Source organism: Alcanivorax hongdengensis A-11-3 (assembly GCF_000300995.1).
GTDB classification, from domain to species: Bacteria; Pseudomonadota; Gammaproteobacteria; order Pseudomonadales; family Alcanivoracaceae; genus Alcanivorax; species Alcanivorax hongdengensis.
This window is the reverse complement of sequence record NZ_AMRJ01000019.1, coordinates 27,502-40,030: the sequence shown is the minus strand read 5'-3', so window position 1 is coordinate 40,030 and position 12,529 is coordinate 27,502. Positions and strand designations below refer to the sequence as shown.

Below are 12,529 nucleotides of genomic sequence, written 5' to 3'. Positions count from 1 at the left end.
GAATGTACCGTCAACGTGGCCAGAAAAAATCGCGAAGAGGCTTTTCAACACCCTGTTAACTAAAGGGGCCACAGATGCAGCGCCAGGCCGCCGGCCACCAGTAACAACAGCCACAGGCTGGCGCCCAGCAGCAGGGGTTTCCAGCCGGCCTGGCGCAGCAGGCCCAGGTGGGTGGTCAGGCCCAGGGCGGCCATGGCCAGCGCCAGCAGAACGTCATCCAGGTGGGCCAGCCATGCCTGCACGGCGGTGGGCAGTGGCACCATGGCATGGATCATCAGCATTCCCAGAAACAGCAGCGCAAACAGTGGCACCCTGACCTGACGTTGTGTGGGCGTCTGGCCCCCGGTGGCAGGCGGTCGATACAGGCTGCCCAGTACCAGCAAGGCCGGTGCCAGCATCATGATGCGAACCATCTTGGTGAGCAGGGCGGTATCCACCAGCGCCGGGTGCATGGCATTGGCGGCCACGATCACCTGGGCCACCTCCTGCACCGTGGCACCGGTGTAGATGGCAAAGTCTCTCTCACTCTGGAACAGCGCCGGCAGCCAGTGGAACAGCACTGGCAGTAGCAGCATGTTGAGGCTGCCGAACAGCACCACGGTGGCCACCGCCATGGCCACATCCCGCTCCTTGCCCTTGACCACCGGCTCGGCGGCCAGCACCGCGGCGGCGCCGCAGATGCCGCTGCCGGCGCCAATCAGCAGGGCGGCATCGGTATTCATGCCCAGCCAGCGCCGGCCAATCAGTAATGCCGCGGCCAGGGTCATGGCGATCAGCAGGGCGTCCAGCAGAATCACGCCGCTGCCCAGGGCCTTGACCGCGTCCAGCGGGATGCGCAGGGCATAGAGCACGATGGCGGCTTTCAGGACCGGGCCCTTGAACAGGTTCAGGGTGCTGGCGGCCCGTTGCCGCTGGCGGCGGCTGAGGGTGTGGGCCAGCACCAGGCCGGCCAGCAGGGCCAGCGCCAGGGCGCTCAGCCCCAATGCCTGAGCGGCCGGCAGGCTGGCCAGGGAGAGGGCGCCCAGCCCACAGGTCAGGGTCAGGACGGCGGCGGGCAGGGACAGATCCCTGGCAAAGGCGTTCATGGCAGTACTCCGTTGGTTGAAGTGACACCATGGCGCAGCGAAGGGTGAAAAAATATTTAAATGTTATAACGATATAACTAAGATATTTTTATGAATGCACTAACCCTCAAACAATTGCGTGCTTTTGTGCAGGTGGCCGAGCAGGGCAGCATTGCCCGTGCCGCCGGGCAACTGTCCCTGACCCAGCCGGCGGTGAGTCTGGCGCTCAAGGAACTGGAGCAGCAGCTGGGGGTGGCGTTGTTTGACCGCATTGGTCGCGGCCTGGTGATCAACCAGCATGGCGAGCGGTTGCTGCCACAGGCGCGGGCGACCCTGGCCGAGGCGGCCGGTTGCGAGGCGTTGTTTGTGGCGCCGCCGGTGAACCTGTCGCTGGTGGCCACCCATACCGTGGGCAATTATTACCTGCCTTTCTACCTGGGAGCCTTTCGGCAGACTCGCCCGGAAGCCCGCCTGCGGGTGGAGGTGGTCAATACCCGCGCGGCGGTGGAGCGCCTGCTGTCGTTGCAGGCGGATCTGGCACTGGTGGAGGGGCCGGTCAGTCATCCGATGCTGGCCTGCCAGGTATGGCGCGAAGACACTCTGCAGCGGGTGGCAACGCCGGCCCTGCTCAGGCAGTTGCCGCAGCAGTCACAACGCTGGCCCTGGGTGATGCGCGAAACCGGTTCGGGCACCCGGGCAGTGCTGGAGACGCGTCTGGGCAAGGCGTTCCCGCCCCAGCAACAGATTATCGAGCTGGGCTCGGCGGAGGCCATTCGCCAGGCAGTACTGGCCGGTGCGGGGGTGGGGTATATCAGTACCGTGGCGTTGCGCAGTGCGCTGGCCGATGGCCGGCTGGCAACCGTGCCCGGTGAGCGTGAAAGGATCAGCCGGCCACTGTTTCTGGTACGACACCGTGAACGCACAGCGCCGCCAGGACTGGCGGCGCTGGAAGCGTTGTTGATGGCGCCGCCGGGCGACGCCTGAGCGTTACTGCATCATCTGGCGCAGCACATAGTGCAGGATGCCGCCATTTTTGTAGTAGGTGACCTCGGCGGCGGTATCCAGCCGCGAGATAGCCTCCACCTTCTGCTCCTTGCCGTCCTTGCGGAATACCACGGTGACGGTATCGCCGGGCTTGAGGTCGTTGGACAGGTCGGGGATATCCACTTCCTCGCTGCCGTCCAGGTTGAGGGTCTTGCGGTCGGTGCCTTCCGGGAACTGCAGGGGCAGCACGCCCATGCCGATCAGATTGGAGCGGTGAATCCGCTCGTAGCTTTCCGCGATCACCGCCTTGACCCCCAGCAGGTTGGTGCCCTTGGCGGCCCAGTCCCGGCTGGAGCCGGTACCGTATTCCTTGCCGGCCACCACCACGGTGGGCACGCCATCCTTCTGGTAGCGCATGGCGGCGCCATAGATGGAGATTTCCTCGCCGCCGGGCAGGTGGCGGGTGAAGCCACCCTCGATGTCCGGGGTCATTTCGTTGCGGATGCGGATGTTGGCGAAGGTGCCGCGCATCATCACTTCATGGTTGCCCCGGCGTGAGCCATAGGAGTTGAAGTCGATGGGCTCCACATCATGGCCCTGCAGGTAGTGCCCGGCGGGGGAGTCCGCCTTGATGGCCCCGGCCGGCGAGATGTGGTCGGTGGTGATGGAGTCGCCCAGCAGCGCCAGAATGCGCGCATTCTTCACCGGCTCCACATCGTCCACCTGGGCGCTGAGCCCGTCGAAGAACGGCGGGTTCTGGATGTAGGTGGAGCTGCTGTCCCAGTCGTAGGTCTTGGCGTCCGGAATCGGCAGGCTCTGCCAGGTCTCGTCGCCCTCGAAGACACTGGCGTATTCCTTGCGGAACATGTCGTTGTTGATCTTCACCAGCTCCGCCTGAATTTCCTCGGAGCTGGGCCAGATATCTTTCAGGTAGACGGCGTTGCCGTCCTGGTCCTTGCCGATGGGGTCCTTGTCCAGGTCGATCTTGACGGTGCCGGCCAGCGCATAGGCGACCACCAGCGGCGGGGAGGCCAGCCAGTTGGTACGCACGCTCTGATGCACGCGGCCCTCGAAGTTGCGGTTGCCGGACAGCACGGAGGCCACCACCAGGTCGCCCTCGGTAATGGCTTTCTCGATTTCCTCCGGCAGCGGGCCGGAGTTGCCGATGCAGGTGGTGCAGCCGTAACCCACCAGGTCAAAGCCGATCTGGTTGAGTGGATCCTGCAGGCCGGTGACTCTCAGGTAGTCGGTGACCACCTTGGAGCCCGGCGCCAGGGAGGTTTTCACCCAGGGTTTGCGGTTCATGCCCTTTTCGGCGGCTTTCTTGGCCACCAGGCCGGCGGCCAGCATGACGCTGGGGTTGGAGGTGTTGGTACAGGAGGTGATGGCGGCAATTACCACATCGCCATGGCCCATGTGATGTTTCTGGCCATCAATCACCACCGGCACATCGCCGGCGCTGGGTTCATGGTTGCCTACGGCGGTCTGGCCGCCTTCGCCCTCCAGCTTGCTGATCTCGTCGTCGTTGAGTTTGAGGGTCTCGGTGACCACGTCGATGAAGGTGCGTTTGACGGCGGTCAGCGGTACCCGGTCCTGGGGCCGTTTGGGGCCGGCCAGGCTGGGCACCACATCGCCCAGGTCCAGTTCCAGCACGTCGGTGAATTGCGGGTCCGGATCGCTGCTGGAGCGCCACAGGCCCTGGGCCTTGCAGTAGGCTTCCACCAGGGCAATGGTGTCCGCATCGCGGCCGGACAGCTCCATGTATTCGGTGGTGCGCTCGTCGATCGGGAAGAAGCCGCAGGTGGCACCGTATTCCGGTGCCATGTTGGCGATGGTGGCGCGGTCGGCCAGGGTCAGGTCAGCCAGGCCATCGCCGAAGAATTCCACGAACTTGCCCACCACGCCGCGGCGGCGCAGCATCTCGGTGACCGTCAGTACCAGATCGGTGGCGGTGATGCCTTCGCGCAACTTGCCGGTGATCTTGAAGCCGATCACCTCGGGAATCAGCATGGCAATGGGCTGGCCGAGCATGGCCGCCTCCGCCTCGATGCCGCCCACGCCCCAGCCCAGTACCCCCAGGCCGTTGATCATGGTGGTGTGGGAATCGGTGCCCACCAGGGTGTCCGGGTAGGCGTAGGTGTTGCCATCTTCGCCATCGGCGGACCACACGCCCTTGGCCAGGTATTCCAGGTTGACCTGGTGGCAGATACCGGTGCCCGGCGGTACCACGCGGAAATTGTCGAAGGCTTTCTGGCCCCAGCGCAGGAACTGGTAACGCTCACGGTTGCGCTGGTATTCGATGTCCACGTTTTCGGAGAACGCCTGCGGGTTGCCGAACTTGTCCACCATCACCGAGTGATCGATCACCAGGTCCACCGGTGTCAGCGGGTTGATCCGTGACGGGTCGCCACCGGCCTTGCTGATGGCATCGCGCATGGCGGCCAGATCCACCACGCCGGGTACGCCGGTGAAGTCCTGCATCAGCACCCGGGCCGGGCGGTAGTTGATTTCCTTGTCGGAGCTGCGCTTGTCCAGCCAGCGCACCACGGCTTCGATATCGTTGGTGGTGACGCTGTCGCCGTCTTCAAAACGGAGCAGGTTTTCGAGAAGAACCTTGAGTGAGAAAGGGAGCTTGCTGAGATCACCCCAACCCTTGTCGGCGACCGTATTGATATCAAAGTAGTGATAGGTCTTGCCGTTGGCTTCCAGCGTTTTCTTGCTGTTCAGGGTGTCCTGGCCAATCCGTGTCACTGCACACCTCCTGGGTCTGATGAAACCACTGCCGCTGAGTCAGGCAGCGGAACGATGTACAGGGCCCGTGACATAACGGCCCTGTCATGACGGTAAGCCATTTCATACTACGCTCTTATCGCAGGGACATGAAACCTGCCGCCATGGTGTTTTTCGATGGCTGCCATTGGGTGGCAAAAGGAGACGAGACGGATCGATAGGCGGGGAAAAACCCTCCCCCGAAGGGGAGGGGTGGAGCATCCTCCCCGAAGGGAGGAGGGAGGGGGACGGTAGGCAGGCCGGTATCAGTTACAGGCGCTGCCGTTGCTGTAGCTGCTGTCGACCACGGTGTTGATCCACTGATCCAGCAGGGCGCTGGCCTCGTCGTGGGTCACACTGCGGGCGATGGGCGGCATCATGCGTTCCGGGTCGCCCTGGGCGGCCAGTCGACAGGAGATGATCGACTTGTCGGCACTGCCGGGCACGATCACGTGCTGGCGACCACAGGAGCCGCCACCGGTGGCGGTGGGCTTCTTGCAGACGCCGTAGCTGACGTTCACCGGACGGAAGTGGTCCAGGTAGAAGCCGGTGTTGGAGGCGGCACCCTTGTCGTTGTGACAGTGCTGGCAGTTGACCTCCAGGTAGGCACGCATGCGACTTTCGATATCCTCCGGGGAGTTGGCCGCGGCCCCGCTGTCGCCGGGCACATTCCAGTGCGGCAGACGCTCCACATTGGTGGCGATGCCCTTGTCGTTGATTTCCAGGGTCGGCGCGCCGCTGAGCAGGCCGCGGTCAATCATGGCCTGCAACTGGTTGACCCGCGGGAAGCCACCCTGGCCACTGGTACCCATGAAGCTGGACTCCGGGGCATAGGGGCGGTTCAGGTTGCGTACCTTGGGCCCGATCGGGGCACTGCCCGCCGGGCGGTCATCGTTGCCGTGGCAGGTAATGCACTGGTTGGCGTTGGGTACCGAATAGCCGTCAGTGCTGCCGGTGAGCAGCTTGCCGGAGTTGGCATCACGGTAGTGCCAGTGCACCGCCACCTGGGCGCCGCCGGGCTGGTAGACGGCGATGGGCTCGCCGTTGTCATCCTTCTCCCAGACGTAGGGCAGGCCTTCCCACATGGGTTTGCCGCTCTTGCTCAGGCGCTTGATCAACAGGCGGGTTTCCACCAGCTGTTCGCTGTGGTTGCTTTCGTCGGTGAAGGCGAAGGTCTTGGCAATCACCGTGCCCAGCGGGAAGCTCAGGGCACCATTGAGGTTGTTGCCATCCTGGCCATCCCGATAGATCGCCTTGGTGCCCGGCGGGATGAAGGCCACCCGGTACTTGGTGGCGTAGTCGGAAAACAGTTTGCTGTTGAGCACGAACGGCATGCCGCCTTCGTTGGGCATGCTGCGCGGGTCGTGGGGGTCGGCAAACAGGTTGTACTGGTCCAGACGCGGGCAGTTCACTTCCAGGGCATCGCGGTTGATTTCACCGCTGGCCACGCTGGTGTTGCAGAGTTTTTCCACCACTTCCTCGGACGGCGCCGGGTCGATGTCGCCACTGCGCTCGAACGGCGGAATGGTCACATGGGGCAGCGGCTCCAGCACCTTGCCGAAGCGGCTCTGGCAGTCGTGATCGGACAGATGGGTGTCCGCCGGGAAATTGAGCGTGCCGGTGACGATGCTGGCCAGGCCATCCGGGCTGAGCAGGGACAGGTCCTGGTCCGCCAGACCGATGATAAGTTCCAGCCCGTCAGTGCCGTGGAAGTTCAGGTAGGGGGCGCTGTCGCTGGACATGTCATTGTCGTGGAAGCACGAGCCCCACTGGGGCAGTTTGCGGTTGCCGTTGCTGTCGAACTTGTAGGCGTTGTAATGGCAGCTGGGGTTCGGGTCCTCATTGGTCAACTGCGGTTTGCCGTTTTCATCGGCGGGCACCGGGTCACCGTTGGCGTCCACCGGGTAGGGGCAGTCCGCGTCCAGATCATCACGCAGGCCGTCCCAGAGAATGTGCGCGCCCTTGCCCAGGTTGGCCAAATTCTGAAGGCTGGAAAGAATCTGTGTCGGGTCGTTGAGGGTCGGCAGATTCTTAAGGCCGATCAGGGTCGGCAGCAGGTTCTCGATGTTGCCGTCCAGGGTTTTTTCCAGGTCCGGCGGCGGCAGGGAATAGCCGGAATGCTTGAATACATTGTTGTGAATATGCAGTCCCTCGGTATAGGGATCGAGTTTCTTGTCGGCGGTGTTGCCCTTGCCATCCACCAGCTCGTAGCTGATGTAGAGAATGGCGCCGGTGCTGTGGTCCTCGAAGGTATTGTTGTAGATCTCGATGTTGTCGTAGCCCAGGGTAATGAAACCGGAACCGCGCGGCACAATGGATACCAGCCCGCTCTGGGCAAAGTTGTAGGTGTTGTTGTTGCGGGCCAGGTTGTTGAGCATCACCGAGGTATCGCCGTACTGGGTGATGTTCTCCAGATCATAGATCAGGAAACCGCCGGTGTTACATTCGGCGGTATTGCTGTTGTACTCGCCGCCCTGCACGTTTTCGATCTCGAAACCCATCACGTTGTAGATGGCGCGGCTGTTGCGGATGATGGCGTTGTTGGTCTGCCCCACATAGATGCCGGCATCGGAGGCGCCCACCGATTCTGAGTTGTCCACCAGGATGTTTTCCGATTCCACCGGGTAGATGCCGTAGCGGCCGCTGGCGGAGCTGGGAATGTAATCCGGGGTCGGGTCCCCTTCGTTCATGGGCGGTTTGGTACATTCCACCTGCAGGCGGTCGCCGTAGTTGTCGGCGGTAATGGTGCCGCCACCGCCGGACCACATGGCCCGCACGCCGTTAAGGGTGCCCCATTTCACCCCCTTGAGCTTGAAGGCGTCACCGGGGGAATCAAGGATGGTCAGATCCTCCACGGTGATGCCGCGCACGTTGATGGCTTCCAGGCCGGTGACGTTGATGCTGTCGCGGAATGACAGCACCGTCTTGTCCTTGCCGCAGCCCTTGATCAACACATCTTCGGTGGCCTGAATCAGCAGGCCTTCCTTGAGATCGAAATAGCCGCAGGCGAACTGCATGACATCGCCCGGTCGCAGCTGAATCATGGCATTGACCATGTCCTCGGTGGCGTCCGGGCCGGGTTCGATCAGGAAGGTGCGGCCGGTGGCGTCGCTGCCGCCATCGTCGGAGCCGTCATCGCCACCACCGTTGTTGTTGCCGCCGTCGTCACCACCGTCATTGCCGTCATCCGGCGCGTTGGGCGTGGCGGTATTGGTGCTACTGCTGCTGCCGCCATCACCGCCGCAGCCGGGCAGCGTGGCCAGGCTGGTGGCCATCAGGGTGGCCAGTATCAGCATTGTCATCTTCTTCATGACGTTTTCCCCGTTACTCGTCATTGTCATTGTTCGACAGGCGCTAGCGAACCGCCGCGCCCACCCGTTCCCACATGCGCAGATACGCTTCCGCGGAGGTGAACAATTGATTCACCGCCTCGTCGATTTGTTGTTGTGACCGGTCACTGTGAATCATCATGTCGGCGATCTGATCCGGGTAGAGGCCGTAGTGGGCCACGCCCCGTCCTTCATAGAGGCTGAACTGGTGATCGCCGGTACGTTGCTTGTCGAATACCACCCGGCCGTCCACCGACGTGAAGGGGTAGAGACTGTCTTCCTGATCCGGGGTCCCCGGGTTGCCGGCCAATGAGGCGATGCCGTTGACATCCGAGGCATAGCCGGCGCCGCCGAACGGCCCCACCTTGAGGTCACTGCTACGGGGCCGTTGGCCGTCGCGGATCAACGCATCCACCCAGTTGTCGCGGGTGCTGGCGAAGGACGCGCTCACGCCTCCCTGGGCCGCCACCTGGTCGCGCAGGGCTTCGGTGCCGCCCCAGCCGCCGTGGCTGTTGATCACCGGGTAGTCATGGGCGCCGGTGATAGCGAGGATCTGGCTGGCGGCCTTGCGACTGATGTGGTCGGTTTCGATCAGCATGCCGCGCTTCATCAGCTCGTTGATCAGGAACACACCCAGGTCGGTGAGGCCACGGGTATTACACAGGTGATCGGTGCCGCGGCGCGGGTCCAGGTCGGCCAGTTCTTGCGGGGTGGCCGGGAAACGGTCGCCCACGTAATCGAGCTGGAACAGCAGCTGGTCGATGAGCCCGAAGGGCGCCAGTTGATCCGTCAGTGGCAGGCCGCTGCCGTCATCCTGAAGGGCATCGGGGCATTGCTCGAACTCCACCAGGTGACCGGTTTCCAGCAGGTTGCCGCCGTACAGCACCGGCCCGATGCCAATGCCGGAGGACAGATCCGGCAGGTGGCCACCAAAGGCATTGTCGAACTTGTGCACCGGGAACAGGCTGCGCACGTCCATGGCATAAAGCCGGTCGAGGCGCTCGACGATCTGCTCGCGGTTGCACTCCGGCGCATCCAGGAACTCGCCGCAGTTGAGGGCCTTGGAGGCCTCCACCCCCAGGATTACCGCCATGCCGCCGTCGGCAATCACCTGCCGGGCCTGGGCCGGGTCGGTGACAATGCGGAACCAGCCCTGGCCGGGCCCGCCGCTCTGGGCGTCGATGTAATCCTGCATCTGGTGCATGCGCTCGGCCTGCAATTCGATGGCGGCCATGGTGTCGCAGTCGTTCTGTTTTTGCGGGTTGATCTGGCAGAGAATCTCGTTGTGCACCAGATGATTGACCAGAATTTTCAGGCCGGCCAGGTGGGCGCGCTCCAGCCAGCGGTAATAGCTCTGGTGGTGTTGCAGCGAATCGTGACGGGGCCAGTAGTTGTAGGTGGGCCAGCCTTGGGTTTCATGGGGCCCGGGATTGCTGGTGACCTGCTCGACCAGACCGGTGAGCCCCTCGGGGCCGTGGTTGACCTTGCAGTCGTACAGGGCATGGTCGACGCCGAACTTGTTGAAGGGGTCGCCATAGTTGACGCGCCCGCCGATGAATTCATAGGCAGACACATGGCTGTGGGTATCGACGAAGCCGAACACGTCATCGTCATCCAGCCCGGGCACATTGCTAAAGCGGTCCACCTCCTTGAGGTAGATGGCTGGCCCATCATCGGCCACGCGGGCATTGAGTTCGGCTTCCGGGTAGCTGTCGCAGCCCTCGGTGGCCTGCAGCGCAAAGCGGGTGCTGTCGTTTTCCAGGCCGGGGGAGGTCAGTGTCAGGTCGTTGTCGCCACGGGTCAGCAACAACCCGGTGACCGCGGAGGCCAGCGCAAACTGGTGGTCACCGGCCGGGCGCAGATTCCACACCGCCAGGTCGCTGGCGTTGTTGACCATGGCCAGGGTCGGTTGCACGTTCATATCACCCAGCTTGCCGCCAAGGCCGCCCAGATTTTCACCCAGCTCGCGCAGCAGGCCACCCAGTGGAGCCACCGGGTCCAGTACCAGGTTCAGGGTATCGCCGAGCCCGGCCACCAGGTAGCTGAGCTCACCGACAAAATGGCCACTGTCATCGAGAAATTGGCCGGCCGGATCACTGATGCCCAGCAGCTGCTTGCTGCCCCGTTCCCCGGGGTCACGGTGATAGGCACTCAGCAGCAGGTAGGCGCCCAGTGCGGTGGGCTTGAAGTAAAAGCCGGTGGCGTCGGCGGCATTGCCGGTGAAGCCGTAGCGCTGGCTGTCCGGATCGGCCTGGATGAACTGATCGCCGGAGGCCAGCCGGTAACAGCCATTGGCCACACTGTAGCGGGTCAGGGCCGCCGGTGCCGGGGGTTCCGGGTTGCCGGGTTCTTCCGTGGGGGGCGGTTCCGGTGCCCGCGGGGTGCCGGTGTTGGTGGTGTTACTGCTATTGCTGCTTCCCCCGCCGCCACAGCCGTGCAACAGGAATACCGCCAGCAGACCGCTGGCCAGGGTCAGCCCCGATTGTCTTTTGCGCATACTGCCCCCGTGGCGAAGGCTCGATGTCGGCCTTCGCTATTTATTGGTACTAACGTTTTGTTATTACGTTGTACCGCTGAAATCGGGAGACAGCTGTAGTGTTATTGTCACTTCTGTTGCGGGTTTGTTGTCACGATAACGTGAAGACGATTCGCCCCGCTGGCGGGGCCTGCCAGGCGGGGCAATGGTGAACCGGGGTCAGGCCGCCCGGGGGGCATCCAGCGGCCGGGTCAGGTAACCCAGCACCAGGCTGGCGGCGTCCACGCTGGGCTGGTAATGCAGGAACAGCCCACCCAGGGTGCCGAAGACCCGGGCCAGCATGATGAAATCCGCGGGCATTTTCTCCACCGGATCATGCTCCAGATGGGCCAGCAGTTCGGTGACCTGCTGCATCAGTTGCTCGGCGCTGGGCCAGCCCTGTTGCTGATGGGGGTTGATAATGGCATCGCGCACCTGATCGAGAATCGCACTGACAAAGGCGAGCAGGGTGCCGGCATCGCCGCTGCGGGTGCGAAAGCCCAGTGTCTGAAGGGTGTCGGCGATGACCTGCTCATCACCAACAACGCAGGCCTGCAGCACCCGGAAGTAACCGTGGCGCGCCTCATTGGTGAGCGTCTGGGTACAGCCGAAATCCAGCAGTACCAGCTCGTCATTGTCGGTGATCATCAAATTGCCCGGGTGCGGGTCCGCATGGAACAGGCCGCCATTGAGTACCTGGGTGAACCAGGCATCCAGCAGCCGGGCGAGAACCCGGTCCAGGCGCGCACGATCGCTGTTGGCCATTTCGTCCAGCACGGTGGTGAGTTTGCGACCGCGAACAAAAACGGTGGTCAGCACGTGTCGGCTGCTGCGCTCGCTCACCAGGGTGGGTACGCGGATGCCGGGCAGTGAGGCCAGTTGCTGGCCGACCTGAACCATGGCCCGGGCTTCGCGCTGGTAGTCCAGCTCCTCGCGCACGGTGCGCTGGATTTCGCTGACAATGGTGTCGAAATCCATGGGCGGCAGGGCGGATTTCACCGCATCAATGAACACCTTGAGCAATGCCATATCCAGCTCGACCACCTCGTCCAGACCCGGGCGCTGAACCTTCACGGCCACGTCCCGGCCATCATGCAGGCGGGCCCGGTGCACCTGACCGATACTGGCGGCGGCCAGCGGTTCGACGTCGATGTCGGCAAACAGCTCGTCCAGGGGCTGGTCGAATTCTGCTTCCAGCACCGCCTGGATCTGCTCGAAGGGGACCGCGGTGGCCTGGTCCTGCAGGATGGCCAGTTCGTCGATCCAGGCCTGGGGCAACAGATCCGGTCGACTGGATAGCAGCTGGCCGATCTTCAGAAAGGCGCCGCCCTGTTGCAGCGAGGTATCGCGAAAACGGCGGGCATTGCGCCGGTGCAGGTTCTCCAGCGCTGCCTGGCGCATGCTGCCGGGCAGGAAGGCCGCCTTGGTGCCCCACAGGCGGTAACTGGCTACTACCTTGGTGAGCATCCAGCCGGTCTTGGTCAGGCGCTTGAGGCGGGCCGGCCAGCGGCGGGCTTCATCGGCCAGCTGCTGCATTTCCTCGTTGACCGCGTTGGCGCCACGGCCCACGGCCTTGCAGGCATTGATGGCCTGGTCCGCCAGTTCGCGGCCCTGCCAGGCGGTGCGTTCAATGGCCCGGATACAGCCTTCCACCACCGCCAGCCAGGCTTTCAGGCCGCTGTCCGGTTGTTTGCGCTGGGCAAAATCATCCAGCGGCTGCCAGGCGGGCGGATTGGCCCGTGGTGTTTCAGCCGGAGTCGGATTCTTCTGCATGGCATGCACCTCGATAGTGAATGAGTGTTCACAAAATAATGGCTGTGCGCCAGCCTGGCAAGTAAAAAATGAACATGTGTACACTTTGTTGCATT

General features: G+C 63.3%; 6 protein-coding genes. 1 reads left to right on the top strand and 5 read right to left on the bottom strand.

Annotated features, from left to right (window positions below):
- Window positions 1-59 precede the first annotated feature (59 nt).
- Window positions 60-1,085: a YeiH family protein gene (locus tag A11A3_RS11930; RefSeq protein ID WP_008929559.1), complete on the bottom strand. Its 1,026-nt coding sequence runs from the start codon at window positions 1,083-1,085 to the stop codon at window positions 60-62.
- Between the two features lie 90 nt (window positions 1,086-1,175).
- Between A11A3_RS11930 and A11A3_RS11925 the strand changes: the two genes are divergently transcribed.
- Window positions 1,176-2,048: a LysR substrate-binding domain-containing protein gene (locus tag A11A3_RS11925; protein ID WP_008929558.1), complete on the top strand. Its 873-nt coding sequence runs from the start codon at window positions 1,176-1,178 to the stop codon at window positions 2,046-2,048.
- Window positions 2,049-2,051: 3 nt separating this feature from the next.
- Here the strand turns inward: A11A3_RS11925 and acnA are convergent, their stop codons facing one another.
- From acnA to A11A3_RS11905, 4 genes are all read right to left on the bottom strand, one after another.
- A complete protein-coding gene (gene acnA, locus A11A3_RS11920) occupies window positions 2,052-4,799 on the bottom strand; it encodes an aconitate hydratase AcnA (RefSeq protein WP_008929557.1) in 2,748 nt (915 codons plus the stop codon).
- Between the two features lie 284 nt (window positions 4,800-5,083).
- Window positions 5,084-8,128 (bottom strand): parallel beta-helix domain-containing protein, encoded by a 3,045-nt coding sequence (locus A11A3_RS11915; RefSeq protein WP_157375651.1) that lies wholly within the window; start codon window positions 8,126-8,128, stop codon window positions 5,084-5,086.
- A gap of 43 nt (window positions 8,129-8,171) precedes the next feature.
- Window positions 8,172-10,643 (bottom strand): hypothetical protein, encoded by a 2,472-nt coding sequence (locus A11A3_RS17280; RefSeq protein WP_008929555.1) that lies wholly within the window; start codon window positions 10,641-10,643, stop codon window positions 8,172-8,174.
- 198 nt (window positions 10,644-10,841) lie between these two features.
- The gene (locus A11A3_RS11905; RefSeq protein WP_008929554.1) at window positions 10,842-12,434 is read right to left on the bottom strand and encodes an ABC1 kinase family protein; all 1,593 of its coding nucleotides are present in this window, start codon (window positions 12,432-12,434) and stop codon (window positions 10,842-10,844) included.
- Between the last annotated feature and the right edge of the window lie 95 nt (window positions 12,435-12,529).

Excerpts from the sequence above, each read along its gene's own strand:
- A11A3_RS17280 (WP_008929555.1), bottom strand. The coding sequence starts at position 10,643 with ATGCGCAAAAGACAATCGGGGCTGACCCTGGCCAGCGGTCTGCTGGCG.
- A11A3_RS11930 (WP_008929559.1), bottom strand. The coding sequence starts at position 1,085 with ATGAACGCCTTTGCCAGGGATCTGTCCCTGCCCGCCGCCGTCCTGACC.
- A11A3_RS11905 (WP_008929554.1), bottom strand. The coding sequence starts at position 12,434 with ATGCAGAAGAATCCGACTCCGGCTGAAACACCACGGGCCAATCCGCCC.
- A11A3_RS11915 (WP_157375651.1), bottom strand. The coding sequence starts at position 8,128 with ATGAAGAAGATGACAATGCTGATACTGGCCACCCTGATGGCCACCAGC.
- A11A3_RS11925 (WP_008929558.1), top strand. The coding sequence starts at position 1,176 with ATGAATGCACTAACCCTCAAACAATTGCGTGCTTTTGTGCAGGTGGCC.